Origin of the sequence: Sinorhizobium kostiense, from assembly GCF_017874595.1 — a bacterium.
GTDB classification, from domain to species: Bacteria; Pseudomonadota; Alphaproteobacteria; order Rhizobiales; family Rhizobiaceae; genus Sinorhizobium; species Sinorhizobium kostiense.
In genome coordinates, this window is the sequence record NZ_JAGILA010000006.1 from 184,415 (window position 1) to 203,075 (window position 18,661).

Annotated in this window: 18 protein-coding genes and 1 tRNA gene; 10 read left to right on the forward strand and 9 right to left on the reverse strand. The window is 60.9% G+C overall.

Features of this window, described 5'->3' with window-relative positions; translation table 11 throughout:
* Nucleotides 1–99 precede the first annotated feature (99 nt).
* Nucleotides 100–1,218 (forward strand): GSCFA domain-containing protein, encoded by a 1,119-nt coding sequence (locus J2Z31_RS20645; protein WP_209604100.1) that lies wholly within the window; start codon nucleotides 100–102, stop codon nucleotides 1,216–1,218.
* A gap of 435 nt (nucleotides 1,219–1,653) precedes the next feature.
* Here the strand turns inward: J2Z31_RS20645 and J2Z31_RS20650 are convergent.
* Nucleotides 1,654–1,728 (reverse strand) — tRNA-Gly (locus J2Z31_RS20650).
* A gap of 321 nt (nucleotides 1,729–2,049) precedes the next feature.
* Here J2Z31_RS20650 and J2Z31_RS20655 point away from each other — a divergent pair.
* From J2Z31_RS20655 to J2Z31_RS20670, 4 genes are all read left to right on the forward strand, one after another.
* Complete coding sequence (locus J2Z31_RS20655; protein ID WP_209604102.1) at nucleotides 2,050–2,559, forward strand: prolyl-tRNA synthetase associated domain-containing protein; 510 nt, start codon at nucleotides 2,050–2,052, stop codon at nucleotides 2,557–2,559.
* Nucleotides 2,560–2,617: 58 nt separating this feature from the next.
* Nucleotides 2,618–3,598, forward strand: coding sequence for a thioredoxin (gene trxA / locus J2Z31_RS20660; protein WP_209604104.1), 981 nt, complete (start codon nucleotides 2,618–2,620; stop codon nucleotides 3,596–3,598).
* A gap of 236 nt (nucleotides 3,599–3,834) precedes the next feature.
* Nucleotides 3,835–4,515, forward strand: a complete 681-nt coding sequence (locus J2Z31_RS20665; protein WP_209604106.1) for an LON peptidase substrate-binding domain-containing protein — start codon at nucleotides 3,835–3,837, stop codon at nucleotides 4,513–4,515.
* Between the two features lie 4 nt (nucleotides 4,516–4,519).
* Entirely contained in the window at nucleotides 4,520–4,708 is a 189-nt protein-coding gene (locus J2Z31_RS20670; RefSeq protein WP_209604108.1) for a Trm112 family protein, read from the forward strand.
* Nucleotides 4,709–4,884: 176 nt separating this feature from the next.
* Here the strand turns inward: J2Z31_RS20670 and J2Z31_RS20675 are convergent, their stop codons facing one another.
* The 3 genes from J2Z31_RS20675 to J2Z31_RS20685 form a co-directional block, all read right to left on the reverse strand.
* The gene (locus tag J2Z31_RS20675; RefSeq protein WP_209604110.1) at nucleotides 4,885–5,388 is read right to left on the reverse strand and encodes an invasion associated locus B family protein; all 504 of its coding nucleotides are present in this window, start codon (nucleotides 5,386–5,388) and stop codon (nucleotides 4,885–4,887) included.
* Nucleotides 5,389–5,885: 497 nt separating this feature from the next.
* Nucleotides 5,886–6,263 (reverse strand): YkvA family protein, encoded by a 378-nt coding sequence (locus J2Z31_RS20680; protein WP_209604112.1) that lies wholly within the window; start codon nucleotides 6,261–6,263, stop codon nucleotides 5,886–5,888.
* 149 nt (nucleotides 6,264–6,412) lie between these two features.
* Nucleotides 6,413–6,730, reverse strand: a complete 318-nt coding sequence (locus tag J2Z31_RS20685) for a 4a-hydroxytetrahydrobiopterin dehydratase (protein WP_209604114.1) — start codon at nucleotides 6,728–6,730, stop codon at nucleotides 6,413–6,415.
* 196 nt (nucleotides 6,731–6,926) lie between these two features.
* Between J2Z31_RS20685 and J2Z31_RS20690 the strand changes: the two genes are divergently transcribed.
* On the forward strand, nucleotides 6,927–7,397 hold the full coding sequence (locus J2Z31_RS20690) for a low molecular weight protein-tyrosine-phosphatase (protein WP_209604116.1): 471 nt from the start codon (nucleotides 6,927–6,929) through the stop codon (nucleotides 7,395–7,397).
* Here J2Z31_RS20690 and thpR read toward each other — a convergent pair.
* Together thpR and J2Z31_RS20700 are read right to left on the reverse strand one after the other, a co-directional pair.
* Complete coding sequence (gene thpR, locus J2Z31_RS20695) at nucleotides 7,337–7,924, reverse strand: RNA 2',3'-cyclic phosphodiesterase (protein WP_209604118.1); 588 nt, start codon at nucleotides 7,922–7,924, stop codon at nucleotides 7,337–7,339. The two genes, J2Z31_RS20690 and thpR, sit on opposite strands and share 61 nt — an antisense overlap.
* A 113-nt stretch (nucleotides 7,925–8,037) precedes the next feature.
* Complete coding sequence (locus J2Z31_RS20700; protein ID WP_209604120.1) at nucleotides 8,038–8,679, reverse strand: arylesterase; 642 nt, start codon at nucleotides 8,677–8,679, stop codon at nucleotides 8,038–8,040.
* Nucleotides 8,680–8,747: 68 nt separating this feature from the next.
* Between J2Z31_RS20700 and J2Z31_RS20705 the strand changes: the two genes are divergently transcribed.
* The 4 genes from J2Z31_RS20705 (at nucleotide 8,748) to J2Z31_RS20720 (ending at nucleotide 13,769) form a co-directional block, all read left to right on the forward strand.
* Complete coding sequence (locus tag J2Z31_RS20705) at nucleotides 8,748–9,470, forward strand: ABC transporter ATP-binding protein (protein WP_209604122.1); 723 nt, start codon at nucleotides 8,748–8,750, stop codon at nucleotides 9,468–9,470.
* Nucleotides 9,467–12,022: an ABC transporter permease gene (locus tag J2Z31_RS20710; protein ID WP_209604124.1), complete on the forward strand. Its 2,556-nt coding sequence runs from the start codon at nucleotides 9,467–9,469 to the stop codon at nucleotides 12,020–12,022. Before J2Z31_RS20705 ends, J2Z31_RS20710 begins: the two co-directional genes overlap by 4 nt.
* Nucleotides 12,023–12,317: 295 nt before the next feature.
* Nucleotides 12,318–13,055: a Bax inhibitor-1/YccA family protein gene (locus J2Z31_RS20715; protein WP_209604126.1), complete on the forward strand. Its 738-nt coding sequence runs from the start codon at nucleotides 12,318–12,320 to the stop codon at nucleotides 13,053–13,055.
* 156 nt (nucleotides 13,056–13,211) lie between these two features.
* A complete protein-coding gene (locus J2Z31_RS20720; RefSeq protein ID WP_209604128.1) occupies nucleotides 13,212–13,769 on the forward strand; it encodes a GNAT family N-acetyltransferase in 558 nt (185 codons plus the stop codon).
* Nucleotides 13,770–13,860: 91 nt separating this feature from the next.
* On the opposite strand, the gene J2Z31_RS20725 is transcribed toward J2Z31_RS20720, so the two are convergent.
* The 3 genes from J2Z31_RS20725 to acnA form a co-directional block, all read right to left on the reverse strand.
* Nucleotides 13,861–14,271 (reverse strand): DUF2794 domain-containing protein, encoded by a 411-nt coding sequence (locus tag J2Z31_RS20725; RefSeq protein ID WP_209604130.1) that lies wholly within the window; start codon nucleotides 14,269–14,271, stop codon nucleotides 13,861–13,863.
* Between the two features lie 355 nt (nucleotides 14,272–14,626).
* Complete coding sequence (locus tag J2Z31_RS20730) at nucleotides 14,627–15,400, reverse strand: DUF1223 domain-containing protein (protein WP_209604132.1); 774 nt, start codon at nucleotides 15,398–15,400, stop codon at nucleotides 14,627–14,629.
* Between the two features lie 307 nt (nucleotides 15,401–15,707).
* Entirely contained in the window at nucleotides 15,708–18,398 is a 2,691-nt protein-coding gene (gene acnA / locus J2Z31_RS20735) for an aconitate hydratase AcnA (RefSeq protein WP_209604134.1), read from the reverse strand.
* Nucleotides 18,399–18,661: the final 263 nt, after the last annotated feature.

An 18,661-nucleotide genomic window follows, 5' to 3' on the forward strand; every position in this document is an offset into this window, starting at 1 on the left:
CATGCAACTCGGCTCGCTGGCGCTCTTGCGCAACGGCTGTTGCCTCACAAGGTCCACTCCAATAACTTGCACGCGCGGGCACGAGGCAAAGGGGCAATCATGTCAATCAAGGCGATAGACCATTCCGGTATCCAGGAGACGATTTCCGTTGTCCCGGCGGGAGAGGTTCCCAAAAAGATGGGGTCATCCTTTTTCCGGGGTAGTGCCAGCAACTTCAATCCGTACGGCTCCGATCACGTGAAGGGGGACTTCGCGTCCCGATTCCTGTTGAAGGGCTGGACGCCGGACAGGGCATTCATCTCTCCCACTACGAACGTTACCGCTTTCGGGTCGTGCTTTGCTGAGAACATCAGCAAGCACCTTGCGAAGCTGGGATTCGACGTATCCAAGAACCGCGATCGTGATATCTATATTTCGTCGATGGGCGAGGGCCTGGTCAATGTCCACTCGATCACTCAACAGTTTCGCTGGGCGCTCGAAGGCATAGCGCCGCCGACAAACCTCTGGCACGGCTATAAGGCCGAAGAATTCGACCTGACGGAAGAGATCCGGACGCGCACCCGCGACGTGTTCCTGAAGACGGACGTCTTCATTCTGACGTTCGGCCTGTCGGAAATCTGGTACGACGAGTTGACCGGCGGCGTTTTCTGGCGGGCCGTTCCGATGAAACATTACGATCCGAGCCGGCACAAGTTCCGCGTTTGCACTTTTGACGAGACGAAGGCCTGCATCCAGGAGATCGTCACCCTAGTAGGCAAACACGTGCCTCAGGCGAAGATCGTCGTCACCGTATCGCCAATTCCACTCATTGCCACATTCCGGCCGATCGCCTGCCTGACGGCCAACTCTGCATCCAAGGCGATTATTCGGGCCGCCGTCGACGAGACGATCCGCGAGCGCGCCGATGAATGGGCGGGCCGCCTTTATTATTTCCCTGCCTACGAGATCGTGAACGAGGCCTTTCCGAACCGTTTCGTCGAGGACGGCAGGCACTTGCAGAACATGGTTGTGCCTGCGGTCATGAATTTGTTTCAGGCGACCTTTTGCAACACCGACCTCACAATCGAGCAGGCCGAGAAGATGCTGAAGGACGCCCGGCTGCAGTCGGCCAATACTCTGGACGACCATGCGCTTTTTTCACAGGCCAGATTTGCCTCGAGGTTCGGCGGAATCGTCAGGCGTCTCGTCGGACGCAAGAGGGAGGCTAAGTCTCGCTAGCGCATCGGCCCGGAAATCGTATCCGATCTTTGGAAAGCTCGATGCGCAGAATCAAAAGAGTTGCAGTGACCCTTGCGCGATGCCGCGCTCGGAGGGAGCAGTCGCCGCAAAGCGAAAGCGCCCTCGTTTTGGCCAAGCGCGCTCTCGGCGAACGATCTGCCAAAAGGTTGCGGCACCCTTGATCGAACGGCTAAACGAGAGCGCTCAGCGGCGCTTCTCAGGCAAGTGGGTTAAAAGCTGCGAGCTGTTTCCTTGCCACCACCCTCGGTTCTACGGCGCAAAGAGCGCGAGGGGCGGACGTGTATCTCGCTACCCTCTATGTCGACCTGGAGCAGAGAACCTTGCAAACCATCGACAACCCGTTCGGCACGAGGTTGTCACCCATGTCTTAGGTACAAACTGTTACCTATGTCTCCGGGCTGGACATGGGAAAACTGGAGCGGGCGAAGGGATTCGAACCCTCGACCCCAACCTTGGCAAGGTTGTGCTCTACCCCTGAGCTACACCCGCTCATCAGACCCAGGCCCGGGGTAGTCGGTGGACCGTGGGCGCCGCCCCGTCTCGCGGCGACGGGCGGTATATGGCCTAAGCCATTTTCAAATGCAACAGGGAAATGACGCACATGCCAAGATTTTTTCGGCGCTGTTTCGAACCCGTGGTTTTCGCGGTGTGGTCGAGAGGCTCCATTTGTTGGAATGTAGGCTGAGTCATCATCCCGTCTTGACGATGCCGCATGCCGCTTCAGGACAGGCGAATCGACGCGCCCGAGATTGCGAAGCGCGACCCTTCTCCGTAAGGAGAAGGAAACATAAAGCCTGAAAGGACCACAGCATGAGCGAGCCACAGCCGAAGACCGCGGAAGACCTGTTCCGCTTTCTCGACGAGCTTGGGATCAAGCACGCGACCAAGCGACACGCGCCCGTCTTCACGGTTGCAGAGTCGGTCGCGCTTCGCGACGAAATCCCAGGGGGCCATACAAAAAACCTGTTCCTGAAGGACAAAAAGGACAATTATTTCCTCCTGACCGTCGAGGAGAACGCGACGGTGGACCTGAAGACCATTCATCAGACCATCGGCGCAGCGAGCAAGGTCTCCTTCGGCAAGCCGGAGAAGCTGATGGAATATCTGGGCGTAATCCCCGGCGCGGTCACCGCCTTCGGCGCGATCAACGACAGGGACGGCAAGGTAAAGATAATTCTGGACGAGGCTTTGATGGAATTCGATACGATCAACTGCCATCCGCTCTCGAACGACCAGACGACCTCGATCGCCTCGAAGGACATGTTGCGCTTCATGGAGGCGACCGGGCACGAGCCGCTTGTCTTGAAAGTGACGGCCTGACATACGATGTTTGGCGCGAAAGCATGAGGTCGGGCGGCACGCCCGCAAGGAGTGAAGAATGGGCGGTAATGACAATCCCTATGCGGGTTCCTTCGGCAACCAGATGACCGGTTCGGCCTCTTTCGGCGTACAGCCGGCGCCAGGCGCCGCGGGTGACCCGGGCGACCTCATCAAGGAGACCACGACCGCCACCTTCGCCCGAGACGTTATCGAGGCGTCCCGCCAGCAACCGGTTCTGGTTGATTTCTGGGCTCCCTGGTGCGGGCCTTGCAAACAGCTGACCCCCGTCATCGAAAAAGTGGTCAGGGAAGCCGCCGGACGGGTGAGGCTCGTCAAGATGAACATCGACGACCATCCTTCGATTGCCGGCCAGCTCGGCATCCAGTCGATCCCAGCGGTGATCGCTTTTGTCGGCGGCCGACCGGTCGACGGCTTCATGGGCGCCTTGCCGGAGAGCCAGATCAAGCAGTTCATCGATCGTGTGGCTGGGCCGGCGGTAGACGACGCCAAGGCGGAAGTCGAAGCCGTTCTCGCCGACGCAAAGGCGCTACTTGATTCCGGCGACGCGCAGAACGCTGCCGGGCTGTACGGCGCGGTGCTGCAGGCGGAACCGGAGAACTCAGCCGCGATTGCCGGCATGGTCGAATGCATGATTGCGCTTGGGCAGCTGGCTGAGGCGCGCCGGGCGCTTTCGCAATTGCCGGAAGAGCTGGCCAAAGCGGCGGCGATCGGCGCCGTTTCAAAGAAGCTCGACCAGATTGAAGAGGCTCGAAAGCTTGGTGACCCGCTGGCGCTCGAGCACCGGCTCGCGCTCGATCCCGACGACCACGCGGCGAGGCTGAACCTTGCCAAGATCCGTAACGTCGAGGGCGACAGAACTGCCGCCGCCGAGCACCTGCTGATGATCATGAAGCGCGACCGCAGCTTCGACGACGACGCCGCCCGGCGCGAACTCTTGTCGTTTTTCGAGGTTTGGGGGCCGAAGGACCCGGCAACGATTGCCGCCCGGCGCAAGCTTTCGGCGCTGCTCTTCTCTTGAAGGATGGGGCCTTCGCGCGGTAGCGCCACCGGCCAGCTGTTTTTCGCATTTGCACGGCGGCAAGTGAACGCAAGATGATATGGACAGGGTTGGAGCAAAGCCGCCGATCCGCCCGCTTTTGAAGCTCGGTTTCCAGCCTTCTCTCTTGAGATTCGGGCCAGGTGCACCATCTCTTGGGCGAGGGTCCGCGCTCTCGACCAGCGCGGAGGAGCCGCTATCTGCAGGATCTGCCAGAAATGCATGTCGGAAACGCGCGCTATCTCGGTCCTCAGGATTTGCCGGAGATACTTCCGGTATTTCCGCTGACCGGCGCTCTCCTGCTTCCCGGTGCCCAGCTTCCGCTCAACATCTTCGAGCCGCGCTACATTGCGATGTTCGACGACGCTCTTGCCGGCAATCGCCTGATAGGAATCGTCCAGCCCTCCTTTGCGGAGGGACGCAGCGATATTAGCTCCGGTCCCGTGCCGGCGCTCTGTCAGGTCGGCTGCATCGGCCGGATCACGTCCTTCGCCGAAACCGGCGACGGCCGTTATATCACCTCGCTTACGGGCGTGTGCCGCTTTCGCCTCTTTTCGGAAGTGGCGAGCGTCCGTGGCTACCGCCGGTTCCGGATCGGCCCCTTCGGCGCCGATCTCGAAGGTCCGGATGACGAGAGCCTCGTCGACCGCAATGCGCTTCTCGCGGCCTTCCGGGCCTACCTCGACGCCAACAAGCTGGAGGCGGACTGGGAAAGCGTCGAGCGAGCCAGCAACCGCACGCTGGTGAACTCGATGGCCATGATGTCGCCCTACGGTCCGGCGGAAAAGCAGGCGCTCCTGGAGGCGCCGGACCTCAAGACGCGAGCGGAAACGCTGATCGCCATCACCGAGATCGTGCTCGCCCGCAACTTCGGCGATCCCGACAACATTCTGCAGTAGAGCCATGGACGCAAACGCCAGCAGGGTCGATCCGAAACTCCTCGAACTTCTTGTCTGCCCGCTGACCAAGGGCCGGCTGACCTACGACGCCGACTCCAACGAGCTGGTCTCGGAAAAGGCACGCCTTGCCTATCCGATCCGCGACGGCGTGCCGATCATGCTGGTCTCTGAGGCACGCAAGATTGAGGATTGAGATCCCTCTCGCTGCAGGAGCCTCCCGCATACGTAAAAAGGCCCGGTGATCGACCGTGCCTTCGCAAATTGATGCATGTTGATTACAGAGCCGCGCGTCCTTGCAGACGTGCGAAGTCGCTGTGCTGCTGCTGTTTTCGCCCTTAAATCGAGGCCGGCTTAGGAGGCATCCAAAGCCTACTGGCACGCCTCGATCTGTTTCAAGGCGGCCGAGATGCCGGAAAGCGAATAGGAATACGAGGTTTCAGTGCCGCGACGCGACTTGGCGTTGACCGACATCGCCTTGCCGTTCTTCATGGCGGCAACCATCGCCGGTTCCTCCGCAGCATTTTCCACCCAGGCCGAATTGCCCTTGGTGAACATGACGAAGGTCCGCCCGTCGATGACGACGTTGACCTTGGAGTTGTCCTGCAGAGGGTAGCCCACCATCACCTGCGGCTCGTAACTGATGTTTTGGCCCGGGCGCTGCGAGACGAGGAAGAAGATGTCGCCATGGTCGACACTCGCCGGGCTCTTCTCCTTCGGAACGGAAAGAACATAGCACACCTTGCCGTTGCCGGACTGATAGGAGTAAGCGCCCCAGGCATTGAACTGCTGGATTCGCGTCGGCGATTGCGCGGAAGCCACGCCGGCTGCAGCCATGACGAATGCGAATGCAGTTGCGATCTTTCTTACAAACATGAGTTCCTGCCGCTTTTCTGGTCTCGCTCGCCCGCAACAGGCTTACACGGGCAACGCATAGTCACGATTTGAATCCAATTTGACTTAATTCAGGTTACCAAACCGTCAACGATCGCCCATTCCGACGCCGACGCCACCGAAGGCTGGCCTGCGGCAATCTGCGTGTCGTCTCGCAGGCCCCTGCAAAGTCTTCTTCGTCGAAAATTCGCTGCGGGAAACCCTGACCGGTCGATATCCTGCCTCAAATCCCTCATACGCGCCGCCTATAGCCACCACTTCCGCGCGGTCGCGCCGCGAAATCTATGTCACAAAGAATCGGGCAAGAGTTTGTCTTTCCGGCCGAAATGCGGCGACGGTGTCATGACGAACGGCGAAACATGGGTGCCCGGCTCTTTACAGCGCGGCCCGTCAGACCCGCGGCGCTGTAGCCCTTCGAATCTTGGGATGTCTCTTTGCTTGATTCAAGGTCGGAAGAATCGCAGCCACGCCAGCCCTGTTCACTCGCCCGGCTGGTCCCGCATGGCCTCGTCGGCTCTCTCGTAATGCCTTTCCTTGATCTGGCCGCTGATTGCCGCAAAGGCGGCGGTCAACACGGCGATATCATCCGAAAAGCCGATGGCAGCCAACATGTCGGGCACGAAATCGAGCGGCAGCACGAAATAGGCAAGCGCTGCGAGCAATATGCCGCGCGTGCGCCTCGAGGTTTTAGGATCCACCGCGCAGAAATAGGCGGCAACGAGGTCGCGGCTGAAGGGAATCTGCCGGACGGCGCGGCGGAAGGTCGGCCAAAAACCTCGGCGCACCCGGCGTTCGCGGCGCTCCTGCTCCGATTCCTCGCCGGGGAGGAGAATTTCTCCAATCTTGATATCGTCCATCACGTCTATTCCGAGTTTGCGCATTCGCGGCGGATTTCAGGGTCTTGCCTTGCGCTTACCTCCATCCAATCCCATGGACCGGAACAGAGGCCCTGGATCACGACTCCAACCCCGATGGGCACCGCAATCTCATATGGGATGAGCGCAGGTCATTTCAAATGATCGGGCATACGGCCGGCGGCCGCCTGGTCCATTTTGGCCGCCAGCTTGAAATCGAGTTCTGTCAGCCCTCCCACGTCATGTGTCGAGAGCGTCACGTCGACCTTGTTGTAAACATTGAACCATTCCGGGTGATGGTCGAGTTTTTCCGCTGCAAGCGCGGACTGCGTCATGAAACTGAATGCTTCGGCGAAGGTCTTGAAACGGAAGGCCTTCCAGATCGAAGCGCCGTCCTCGGCGAGAACCCAACCTTCCATTTTGTGCAGATGTTCGGCGATGACTGCCGTGTCCAATTTTTCCGGACGCATCCTGTCCTCCTTGCTCCGCCCTCCGCATGCCTCCTGACCGACCTCGATCTAAGGACAAAGACATGCAGCTATTCATGGTGCTATAAGCGCGCGGCGCTTTAGCTAAACAACGATGCGGGCACGCAAGAGGTTCGACAACACTCCTGCATTCAGGCACAAAGTCGACGATTTCCCGCGTCATGCTCTACTGGATACCATGAAACCCACGAGAATTCTCTTCGTTTGCCTCGGCAACATCTGCCGTTCGCCATTGGCGGAAGGCGTGATGCGCGCTGTTGCCGAAAGGGCCGGCCACGTCAACGCAATCCTGGTCGACTCCGCCGGCACCGGAGACTGGCATGTCGGCGATCCACCTGACCGTCGATCGATTGCGATCGCGAGGGCATATGGCATCGATATCGCGAATTTCCGCGGCCGCCAGGTCGCTGCAGCGGATTTTGACGCCTTCGATATGATCCTTGGCATGGACGGCCGGAATGTATGCGATCTGCGTGAACGCATGCCTGCCGCGGCACACAAGGTGCACCTTTTCATGAAATACGCCATGGACAGGGACGACGATGTCCCTGACCCCTATTACGAGACGGAGGAGGCCTTCGAGCGGCTTTACCAGATGCTGGAGGCCGGCTGTTCGTCGCTGCTTGCGAAGCTCGGGCGCGCCTCCTGAAGCGGAAAGATCTCTTCCGTCAGATAGGGCCCGCCGCCGACGGAATCGCGCGAGGACATGAGCACGAAACGGGAGACGGTGTAGGGCGCAGTGATGAAGTTGCCGCGTCCGGAAAGGTATTCGACAACGTCCTCGACGCGCGAGGAACGCAACCTCGCGAGCGTGACATGCGGCGTGAATTTGCGCGGGTCCGGGGCGAGGCCGAGGCGTTGGCAGATGCGTTCGATCTCCGCTTGAAGCGCAAACAATTCCGGACTGTTGCTGACACCCGCCCATACGGAATGCGGTTTCTTCGATCCGAAGGCGCCGGTGCCCGTCAGCTGCAGCTGGAATTCCGACCGTTCTATCCGATCGAGGCTGTCGATGACTTCGTTGGCGGTTCGCCAGTCGACGTCGCCGATGAAGCGCAGTGTGATGTGGTAATTCTCCACATCGATCCATCGAGCTCCGGGAAGGCCTCCGCGCAGCAGGGAAAGGCTCAATGCTGCATTGCGCGGAATTTCGAGGGCGGTGAATAGTCTCGGCATGGCGAGCTCCCCGAATCTCTTGCAGATGTTAAGAGCGAATCACGCATCGCACCTGCACGCAACTAATATTTGATAGTATTGGAAATTAACGTCACCTTAATTGTGGATGTCGGTCACTCTCCTTTCATGAGCGATTTTACGAATTGCTCGGCCGTTGGCAGAAACCGCTCGACCATCACGCCGATACCTTCGCCGTTCGGATGCATGCCATCCTCGAGCTGCAAATTGGCCCGAGTTACGACGCCGTCGAGGAAGAAAGGGTAGAAGAGGAGATTGTGTTCCCGCGCGAGCTCGGAATAAATCGCATTGAAGCGCTCGGCGTAGTCGGGTCCCAGGTTCGGCGGCGCCAGCATGCCAACGAGCAGCACCGCGATGCGGCGTTCCTTCAGTCGGATGATCATCGCCTCGAGATTTTTGCCCGTCTCCTCGGGCGGAATTCCCCGGAGCGCATCATTGGCGCCGAGTTCCAGAATGACCCCCTTGGTTCCATCCGGCACCGACCAGTCGACGCGGGCGAGCCCTCCTGAGGTCGTGTCGCCGGAAACGCCCGCATTGGCGATCGTGACGTCAAGGCCCTTGTCCTTTAGTGCCTTTTCGAGCCGAGCGGGGAAGGCGTCTTCCGGCGCGAGCTGATAACCCGCCATCAGGCTGTCGCCAAAGCCGATAAGGCTCAGGCTTTCGGCGCGAACGGCCCCTGATAACGCGATTGTCATTGCAAGGCCGAAGAAAAAAGCCAAGAAATCTTTTAAAGCCATGCGCTCATTCCTAAATCCGCCGGCAATCATTACGTTCTTCTATCTGCCTTTATATAGGGTCATTGCGCATGGCAAAAACCATCATCGAGTTGAAAAATGCGGATCTGACCCTCGGCGAGGCCGCCGCCTCGGTGCATGTGTTGAAAGGTATTAGCCTCACGGTCGATGCTGGCGAATCCGTCGGCATCGTCGGACCCTCCGGTTCCGGAAAATCGACTCTGCTGATGGTACTTGCCGGTCTGGAGCGGCTCGATGGCGGCGAGATCTACATCGACGGCACGCCGTTGCATCGGCTCAGCGAGGACCAGGTTGCCGAATTCCGGGGCCGTAACGTCGGCATCGTGTTCCAGTCATTCCACCTCATTCCCAACATGACGGCGCTCGAAAACGTCGCGGTGCCGTTAGAACTCGCAAACACGCCCAATGCCTTCGACGTCGCCCGCGAGGAGCTCATCGCCGTCGGCCTCGGTGAACGGTTGGGGCATTATCCGGGCCAGCTTTCGGGTGGCGAGCAGCAGCGTGTGGCAATTGCCCGGGCGCTGGCGCCGTCGCCGAAGCTGTTGATCGCCGACGAGCCGACCGGCAACCTCGATGCCGAGACCGGCCGTCAAATCGCCGACCTCATTTTCTCCGAGCAGCGCGAACGCGGCATGACTCTGGTCCTCGTCACCCACGACGCAGCGCTCGCGAAGCGCTGTCAACGGCAGGTGCGAGTGCGATCCGGCGAAGTCGTTTCCGGCACCGACACCGAGCTTCTCTCCACCTCGGTCCGGCAGGAAGCGTCCGCATGAGCGAAACTGGCATTCCTCGGGGCTTTCGTCCGCTACTCGCCCTTCGGCTTGCGCTGCGGGAAATGCGAGGCGGGCTCAGGGGCTTTTACATCTTCCTTGCCTGCATTGCGCTCGGGACGGCGGCGATTGCCGGCGTCAATTCCCTGTCGCAATCGATAAGCGGTTCAATCGCCGCTGAGGGCCAAAAGCTTCTCGCCGCGGATATCCGCTTCGAGCTCGACAACCGCGTGGCGACGCCCGAGGAGCGCGCCTTCCTCGATGGGCTCGGGCACATATCCGTCTCGGCAGGCCTGCGTTCGATGTCACGCCTTCCCGACGGGTCGAACCAGGCACTGGTGGAACTGAAAGCGGTGGACGGCGCCTACCCGCTCTACGGCAAGCTCGAAAGCGAGCCTGAAAGGCCGATCTCCGAATTGCTCGCAAGAAAAGGCGACGTCTATGGCGCTATCGCCGCGCCGCTTCTTTTGGAGCGCCTCGGCGTCTCGCCCGGCGCGGAGTTGCTGATCGGCAAAGCGCGCGTCCGCGTCAATGCGACGATCGCCAGGGAGCCGGATGCTGTTTCCGACGGCTTCGGATTTGCGCCGCGGCTAATGATTTCCAGCGAGGCGCTGGCCGCGTCCGGGCTCGTCCAGACCGGCAGCCTTGTCGAGCACATCTATAAGATCAGGCTTGCGGATCCCGCCGAGGTCGCCGCATTCCGTAACGAGGCGCAGCGCCGCTTTCCCTCCGCGGGCTGGTCGATCCGCACGAGCGGCAATGCCGCCCCGTCGCTGACTGCCAACATCACCCGCTTTTCGCAGTTCCTGACGCTCGTCGGGTTGACGGCGCTGATCGTCGGCGGTGTCGGCGTCGGCAATGCCGTTCGGTCCTATCTCGACGGCAAGCGCAGTGTCATCGCGACCTTCAAGTGCCTGGGCGCACCCGCCTCGCTGGTGGCGACTGTCTACCTTACGCAGATCCTGATGATCGCGTCGATCGGCATCGCCGTCGGTCTGGTGCTCGGGGCGCTTATTCCCTTCGTTGCCGCCCAGTTCCTGGCGGATGTCCTGCCGGTCTCCACCTCTTTCGAGCTCTACCCTTCGGCGCTCGCCTTGGCGGCATTGTTTGGGTTGCTGACAGCGATCGCCTTCGCGATTCTGCCGCTCGGGCGGGCTCGAAAGGTGCCGGCAACCGCACTTTTCCGCCAACAGGGTTTCGAGCCGAGCGGCCTTCCCGCCTGGCCTTATCTCATCGGCGCTCTGGTCTGCCTGTCGGCACTGGCCGGACTTGCCGTCTGGACTGCCTATGACCGCTACATCTCCCTGATCTTCCTCGGCGCGGTTGCCTTTTCCTTCATCGTGCTCAGGGCCGTCGCGCTGCTGATCGCTTGGCTGGCAAGGCGTAGCCCGCGCGTGCACTCCCCGGCACTCCGGCTGGCGATCGGCAACATCCACCGGCCCGGCGCCCTCACTCCGTCGGTCGTGTTGTCGCTCGGCCTCGGGCTGGCGCTCCTGGTGACGCTCGCCCTGATTGACGGCAATCTCCGTCGCGAACTCACGGGCAACATGGCGGAGCGCGCGCCCAACTTCTTCTTCATCGATATCCAGAGCAGCGAGATCGACGGCTTCCGCTCGGTTCTCCGCCAGGCGATGCCCAAGGGCAAGATCGTCGAGGTGCCGATGCTGCGCGGGCGCATCGTTCAGCTCAATGGCGAGGACGTGAACCGGCGCAGCGTGCCACCCGGCGGACAATGGGTTCTGCGTGGCGATCGCGGCATCACCTATGCGAGAAACAGGCCGGAGAATTCGACCCTGACGGAGGGCGCCTGGTGGCCCGCCGACTATGATGGCGAGCCGCTCGTCTCCTTTTCGGCTGAGGAGGCGGGCGAACTCGGCCTGAAGCTCGGCGATACCGTCACGGTCAACGTGCTCGGCCGCAATGTCACCGCCCGCATTGCCAACTTCCGTCAAGTCCAATGGGAATCGCTGGCGATCAACTTTGTGATGGTCTTCTCGCCCAATACCTTTGCGGGCGCGCCGCATGCCTGGCTTGCGACCATTATCGACCCGCAGGCAACCGCGGCGGAAGAGGCGGCGGTGCTGAAGGGCGTCACCAATGCCTATCCGACGATCACCAGTGTCCGCGTGAAGGACGCGCTCGATATCGTCAACAGCCTGCTCGGCCAATTGGCAACGGCGATCCGCGCGGCCGCCGCCGTTGCGCTGATCGCATCGGTTCTCGTGCTGGCGGGTGCGCTCGCCGCCGGCAACCGGGCGCGCATCCATGATGCGGTGGTCCTGAAAACGCTCGGCGCCACCCGGGGGACACTGATCCGCGCCTTCAGCTATGAGTATGCGATCCTCGGCCTCGCCACCGCGCTTTTCGCACTGTTTGCCGGTGGCGTTTCGGCCTGGTTCGTCGTCAGCCGCATCATGACGCTGCCGTCGAGCTTCCTGCCCGACGTCGCGGTGACGACGATCGCCTTTGCATTGCTGGTGACCGTCGGTATGGGGCTTGCCGGAACCTGGCGCGTTCTCGGGCAGAAGGCTGCTCCTGTGCTGCGCGAACTCTGAAGTTGCATGTCGCCCTTGCGATGCGCCTCGCCGATGTCGCGAGCGGCGAAGCCGGCGCGTTTCGCTCTACGTCGTCCTCGCATAGCCGCTACGCTTTTTTAACCGTAAATCACTCTTGTTTGATGCTCCGAATGCCCTGTTTCGTGCGATTCCGGTCATTCCGCCCTTGTGCATGACACGTTTCAACATCATATTTCCTGCAGGCATGCTGGAGCCCCGCAGCGGCGCCTGGGCACGTCAGGGAAGTCTGCCGCCCGACACCGTTCACTTCAACCGGGGCTTGAATGAGGAAACAATGGCTGATCTGAGAAATTATCAAACCCGAATGTCGCCCGCTGGCGTTCAGGCGGGTGCCGTGATCGACGAAGGCCTTCGCGCGTATATGCTGAAGGTCTACAACCTGATGGCGCTCGGCTTGGCGATCACCGGCGTGGCAGCTTACGGGACCTTCGCGCTTGCCGTCTCCAATCCGGCCTTCGCGCAGCTCATCTTCGTGTCGCCGCTGAAGTGGGTGATCATGCTGGCACCGCTGGCGCTGGTCTTCTTCATGAGCTTCCGCATCCACACGATGAGCGTCTCCGCCGCCCAAACGACCTTCTGGATCTACGCCGCTCTGATGGGCCTTTCCTTGTCCTCGATCTTCCTGGTCTTCACCGGTCAGAGCATCGTGCAGACGTTCTTCGTGACGGCCGCCGCCTTCGGCGCTCTCTCGCTCTACGGCTACACGACGAAGAAGGATCTGTCGGGCTTCGGCACGTTCCTGATCATGGGTCTCTTCGGCCTGATCATCGCGTCGATCGTCAACATCTTCCTGGCGTCTTCGGCACTCGGCTTTGCCATCTCGGTAATCGGCGTGCTGGTCTTCGCCGGCCTGACCGCCTACGACACGCAGAAGATCAAGGAAATGTACTACGAGGCCGATGATGTCGCGGTTGCCGGTCGCAAGGCGATCATGGGCGCACTGACCCTCTATCTCGACTTCATCAACCTGTTCATGTTCCTGCTTCAGTTCCTTGGCAACAAGAACGAGTAGTGCGAACGGTACCCACGAAAAGGCGGCTTCGGCCGCCTTTTTTGTTGCGCTTGGATCGAGCCTTGATCGCCTCGGTCACTTTGTGCGATTGAGCCTTCAATGATGTTTCCAGCGCCTTGAGAAACTGCGGGCGCATCGCGTCGAATAGAAGAAACAATGACCTTCACCCTCCGCGAGGCTGCCGCCGCCGACCTTCCGGCAATCACCCATATCTATCGCGAATCGGTCCTGAACGGAGTCGCGACCTACGAGATCACCCCGCCATCCGAGGCCGAAATGGCCATGCGCTTCACGACGATTACCGGCAGCGGCTACCCCTATATCGTCGCCCTGGATGAACGGAACGCGGTTCTCGGCTATGCCTATGCATCCGCCTTCCGCACCCGCGCCGCCTACCGCTTTCTGGTGGAGGATTCCATCTATCTCGCACCGGAAGCGCGAGGAAAAGGGATCGGCAAGGCCCTGCTCGAGGAATTGGTCGAACGATGCACCGCACTCGGTTTCCGCCAGATGGTGGCGGTGATCGGCGGCGCGCACCCCGCCTCGATCGCGCTCCACAAGGGCATCGGCTTTGAGTATCAGGGATTGATGAGGGCAACCGGGTTCAAGCACGGACGCTGGCTCGATACGACCATCATGCAGCGGCCGCTCGGCGAGGGAATGGAAACGGCGCCGCCGGAGGGGCACTATCCGGACACCCTCTATCGGAGCTGACTCCGATCGCGATTGCCCCCAGCCTCTCCCGCGAAAGACCGCCAATACCGGTGAAGAGTCCGCAAGCGGACGAGGGACAATCCCAATCGTCTCAGGTCTCGACGAGCTTCAGCACCTTGTCGAAAACCTTGAGCACCGGACCCAATTCATGACCGCGCTTCAATATCATGCCATTGGCATTGACCACGCTATAGGCGCCCTGTTTGGCTGCCAGTTTCGGGTTTTTCTCGATCCGGTAGAGCGGTACCTCTCCGGCGCGTTTGAACACGGAGAAGACGGCGCGGTCCCTCGCGTGGTCGATGGCGTAGTCGCGCCACTCTCCCTCGCCGACCATTCGACCATAGACCTTGAGAATCTGATCAAGCTCGCGGCGGTGGAACGTGACCGGTGGAGGGTTCTTGGCTTGCTTGTATTCGTGAAAATCGACGACCACCTCGGAGGTGGTCTGGCCATGGTGATGCGCTTCGTCTCGCGGAAAATCCGGTTGATCGGTCATCGGCATTTCGGCCTTCTGATGTGACAGGACCATGACAGTGTGCCTGACACGAGCCGAAAAGCAAGACGGATGCTGTTGATTACTGCCGGCAATTCTTACCCTTGCCGCAATTCAGTCAAACCGCCGCCCCAATTGGCCGCAAAACTCCGTGGCGCTGCCGGACAGAGTCGTTGCCACCGTATGTCCGGACAGGTCGCCATGCTGCGGGAGGTTCCCGAACGCAGGCATGGCTGGTTCGGTCCGGTAACTTCGAACCCTCAGCCCCAGCCCCTCGATGCTGCCGGGCCGAACCATCCCTTGCGGTTTTCGACTGCGAGCCCCCCCTCACCTTTGTCGAGTCGGGTCCTTTCCTGCTTCCGGCCTAGAGCTTGCCCTGCGGCCCCGCGAGCACGGTTGCCGCGCCAAGGATCGCACCAGGAGTCTCCTTGTCCTTCATCGATTGCAGCAGGACGGCGCAACCGCTATTGCCGCGTTCCTCGATCAGCACCGAGGCCGGCAGGGTGAACTGGGCAGGCTTGCCGTTCCACATACCGATCGTCTGGATGTCCTTGACGGCATGCCAGTAGGCGATCCGCTTGCCCTTGTTCTCGCCCCGCTCGACGTTGACGACCCTCGCCCGGTCGAAATACACGACGACGACATTCGCCTTGCCTTCGCCGGCACCGACCTTGATCGTGATCCCGTCTCCGGCCATCGCGGCTTCGATCGGAACGGCAAGCCCCTTCCCTGCGGCACGCATCGTCTCCAGTCCGCCCTTGATCGCCAGCAGGTCGGAACCGTTCATATGGTCTCGCCCGTTCAGGATCACCTGGGGCGTATAGACGCCGTTGCGGCCGAGCATCCGGGCATAGGCATATTGGCGCTCCGTGTTTTCCCTGGAGGCGAGCGTGTCTGCCCAGCCGAGATAGTTCCAGTAGTCGACGTGATAGGCGAGCGCCACGACCTCGCCCTCGTCGATCAGCCTCTTCAGCGCCGCGTCCGCCGGCGGACATGACGAGCAGCCCTGGCTGGTAAAAAGCTCGACGACGCCCTTGACCGCCTTGCCATTGTCCGCCGCAGCCGCGCCGCTGACGGCGCCGAACAGTCCTATCGTCAGGACGAGGTGCCGGATCATTGGTCTAAAGGCTGATGTCATGACTTGCGATCGACACTCGTGTTCCTGTGGGGCTGTAACCTTACATACGACGGCCGGACCTCAACAAAAAGTCACGTTGGAGTGACTGCTGGAGGCATTAGGAACGCCAAGGCATCAAGAGTCATGTAGCCCCGCGCCTCTTGGGACACGCGCAAGCATTGCTGTGGTCCTGTGAACCGCGCATGTCCTTGCCGTAATCGAGGTCTTAAGATGACATGCGCTGGCCAGGCCGCCAGCGCTTTGTCCCGCGAACAAGCGAAAGCCGGGGCATCGGCGGACGCCCCGGCTTTCAGAATTCATTGTCTCTTTAGGCAGCGAGATCGCGCAGAACCGTCTGAAGGATACCGCCATTGTTGACGTAAGTGACCTCGTCCAGCGTATCGATACGGCAGATGAGCGGGACCTCTTTCACCGTGCCGTCGCCACAGGTGATCTTCGCCACCCGCTTCTCGCGCGGCTGGACATTGGTGAGGTTCTCGATCGTCACAAGTTCATCGCCCTTGAGACCCAGCGATTCCCAGGTCGTGCCTTGCTCGAAGACGAAGGGGATGACGCCCATGCCGACGAGGTTCGAGCGGTGGATGCGCTCGAAGGACTGCGCAATCACGGCCTTGACGCCGAGCAGGTTGGTACCCTTGGCCGCCCAGTCGCGCGACGAACCGTTGCCGTATTCGACGCCGGCGAAGATGACGAGCGGAACGCCCTCTTCCTTGTACTGCATCGCCGCGTCGTAGATCGACATCTCCTCCTTGGAGGGATAGTGGATCGTATAGCCGCCCTCCTTGCCGTTCGGGCCGAGCATGTGGTTGCGGATGCGGATATTGGCGAAGGTACCGCGCATCATCACTTCATGGTTGCCGCGGCGGGTGCCGTACTGGTTGAAGTCTGCGACGGTGACGCCGTGCTCGAGCAGGTAGGCGCCCGCGGGCGAGGCGGCTTTGATCGAACCGGCGGGAGAGATGTGGTCGGTGGTGATCTTGTCGCCGAAGAGGCCGAGGACGCGCGCGCCCCTGATATCGGAAATGCCGGCACCCTTCTTACCCATGCCGACGAAATAGGGCGGGTTCTGGACATAGGTGGAGGCCTCGTCCCAAGCATAGGTCTGACCAGCGGGAACCTGGACCTCCTGCCAGTTGGCGTCGCCCTTGAAGACGTCCGCATATTTTGTCGCATAGAGTTCGCGGGTGACGTATTTGAAGATGAACTCCTGGATCTCCTGGGAGGTCGGCCAGATGTCTTTCAGATAGACCGGCTTGCCTTCCTTGTCCTCGCCGATCGGCTCCTTTGTCAGATCCTTCTGCACCGAACCAGCAAGCGCATAGGCGACGACGAGGGGCGGCGAGGCGAGGTAGTTCGCCTGTACGTCCGGCGAGATGCGGCCCTCGAAGTTGCGGTTGCCGGAAAGCACGCCCGCGACGATCAGCCCCTTCTCGTTGATCGTCTTGGAGATCTCCGTCGGCAGCGGGCCGGAATTGCCGATACAGGTGGTGCAGCCGAAACCGACCAGGTTGAAGCCGAGCTTGTCGAGATCCGTCTGCAGACCGGACTTCGCCAGATATTCGGCGACGACCTGCGATCCAGGCGCGAGCGAGGTCTTGACCCAGGGCTTGGTCTTAAGGCCCTTGGCGACGGCGTTGCGGGCGAGCAGGCCGGCCGCGATCAGCACCGAGGGGTTGGAGGTGTTGGTGCAGGAGGTGATCGCCGCGATCGCGACGTCGCCATGGCCGAGATCGAAATCTGTGCCTTCGACGGCATAGCGGTTCGCAAGCTGGCCGGGCTTCTTGTAGTCGTTGTCGAGTGCGGTCGCGAAGCCGGAAGCGATGTTTTCGAGCGCGATGCGGCCCTCGGGGCGCTTCGGCCCGGCCATCGACGGCACCACGTCGCCGAGGTCGAGTTCCAGCGTGTCGGTGAAAACCAGATCGGCGCCGTCGCCTTCGCGCCACATGCCTTGAGCCTTGGAATAGGCCTCGACCAGGGCGATGCGGCTTTCTTCACGGCCGGACATGGTGAGATAGTTGACCGTCTCGGCGTCGATCGGGAAGAAGCCGCAGGTGGCGCCGTATTCGGGGCCCATGTTGCCGATCGTTGCCCGGTCGGCGAGCGTCATGTTGTCGAGACCGGGGCCGAAGAATTCCACGAACTTCGAAACGACACCCTTCTTGCGCAGCATTTGCACGACGGTGAGGACGAGGTCGGTTGCCGTGACACCTTCCTTGAGCTTGCCTGTGAGCTTGAAGCCGACGACCTCCGGCAGGAGCATCGATACGGGCTGGCCGAGCATTGCCGCTTCCGCTTCGATGCCGCCCACACCCCAGCCGAGCACGCCGAGGCCGTTGATCATCGTCGTGTGGCTGTCGGTGCCAACGCAGGTGTCCGGATAGGCGATGATCTCGCCGTTCGCTTCCTTGGTCCAGACGGCCTGACCCAGATATTCGAGGTTCACCTGGTGACAGATGCCGGTGCCGGGCGGAACGACGCGGAAGTTCTTGAAAGCCTGCTGGCCCCACTTCAGAAAGCGGTAGCGCTCGCCATTGCGCTGGTACTCGAGTTCGACGTTGCGGGCGAATGCGGTCGGCGTGCCGAATTCGTCGACAATGACCGAATGGTCGATAACGAGATCGACGGGAACGAGGGGATTGATCTTTTCAGGGTCGCCGCCGAGCGAAACCATGGCGTCGCGCATCGCCGCGAGGTCGACGACGGCCGGAACGCCGGTGAAATCCTGCATCAGCACGCGCGCCGGACGGTAGGCGATCTCGTTCTCGGCCGTGCCCTTGTCACTGAGCCAGGCGGCGACGTTTTCAATGTCCTGCTTGGTGACGGAGCGACCATCCTCATTACGCAACAGGTTTTCCAAAAGCACCTTCATCGAGTAGGGAAGCTTGGAAATGCCGGCAAGACCGTTCGCCTCCGCCTTCGGAAGGCTGTAATAGACATAATCCACGCCATTGACCGTGAGCGTGGAGCGACAATTGAAACTGTCTAGGGATTTGGACACTGGAAAATACCCCGTTCCGTCTGATCGCCAAAAGCTGACGTACGAACGCCCGAGCGCCTGTGAGGCGCGAAATGGGATGCGGGTGCGGCCATTTCCGCTGTCCGCACGTGGAATGTCATTCCATGTTCGGCGCTTGGATGAAATTCACGCCGACCGCTGGCGTGTTGGCCGCCTTATAGATAATTTCTCGAAATCGTGCCAGACCAACCAAGGTCCAAAACGGAACTTTTTTTGCTCTGCGGCAAGAGCGTCGAGGAAAGCTG

What these genes read in the sequence shown, in the direction of transcription:
- J2Z31_RS20680 (WP_209604112.1), bottom strand. Translation starts at nt 6,263, where the DNA reads ATGGACGATATCAAGATTGGAGAAATTCTCCTCCCCGGCGAGGAATCG.
- J2Z31_RS20675 (WP_209604110.1), bottom strand. Translation starts at nt 5,388, where the DNA reads ATGTTTGTAAGAAAGATCGCAACTGCATTCGCATTCGTCATGGCTGCA.
- trxA (WP_209604104.1), top strand. Translation starts at nt 2,618, where the DNA reads ATGGGCGGTAATGACAATCCCTATGCGGGTTCCTTCGGCAACCAGATG.
- thpR (WP_209604118.1), bottom strand. Translation starts at nt 7,924, where the DNA reads ATGCCGAGACTATTCACCGCCCTCGAAATTCCGCGCAATGCAGCATTG.
- J2Z31_RS20670 (WP_209604108.1), top strand. Translation starts at nt 4,520, where the DNA reads ATGGACGCAAACGCCAGCAGGGTCGATCCGAAACTCCTCGAACTTCTT.
- J2Z31_RS20705 (WP_209604122.1), top strand. Translation starts at nt 8,748, where the DNA reads ATGGCAAAAACCATCATCGAGTTGAAAAATGCGGATCTGACCCTCGGC.
- J2Z31_RS20655 (WP_209604102.1), top strand. Translation starts at nt 2,050, where the DNA reads ATGAGCGAGCCACAGCCGAAGACCGCGGAAGACCTGTTCCGCTTTCTC.
- J2Z31_RS20645 (WP_209604100.1), top strand. Translation starts at nt 100, where the DNA reads ATGTCAATCAAGGCGATAGACCATTCCGGTATCCAGGAGACGATTTCC.
- J2Z31_RS20725 (WP_209604130.1), bottom strand. Translation starts at nt 14,271, where the DNA reads ATGCCGATGACCGATCAACCGGATTTTCCGCGAGACGAAGCGCATCAC.
- J2Z31_RS20715 (WP_209604126.1), top strand. Translation starts at nt 12,318, where the DNA reads ATGGCTGATCTGAGAAATTATCAAACCCGAATGTCGCCCGCTGGCGTT.
- J2Z31_RS20730 (WP_209604132.1), bottom strand. Translation starts at nt 15,400, where the DNA reads ATGACATCAGCCTTTAGACCAATGATCCGGCACCTCGTCCTGACGATA.
- J2Z31_RS20720 (WP_209604128.1), top strand. Translation starts at nt 13,212, where the DNA reads ATGACCTTCACCCTCCGCGAGGCTGCCGCCGCCGACCTTCCGGCAATC.
- J2Z31_RS20700 (WP_209604120.1), bottom strand. Translation starts at nt 8,679, where the DNA reads ATGGCTTTAAAAGATTTCTTGGCTTTTTTCTTCGGCCTTGCAATGACA.
- J2Z31_RS20665 (WP_209604106.1), top strand. Translation starts at nt 3,835, where the DNA reads ATGCATGTCGGAAACGCGCGCTATCTCGGTCCTCAGGATTTGCCGGAG.
- J2Z31_RS20710 (WP_209604124.1), top strand. Translation starts at nt 9,467, where the DNA reads ATGAGCGAAACTGGCATTCCTCGGGGCTTTCGTCCGCTACTCGCCCTT.
- J2Z31_RS20685 (WP_209604114.1), bottom strand. Translation starts at nt 6,730, where the DNA reads ATGCGTCCGGAAAAATTGGACACGGCAGTCATCGCCGAACATCTGCAC.
- J2Z31_RS20690 (WP_209604116.1), top strand. Translation starts at nt 6,927, where the DNA reads ATGAAACCCACGAGAATTCTCTTCGTTTGCCTCGGCAACATCTGCCGT.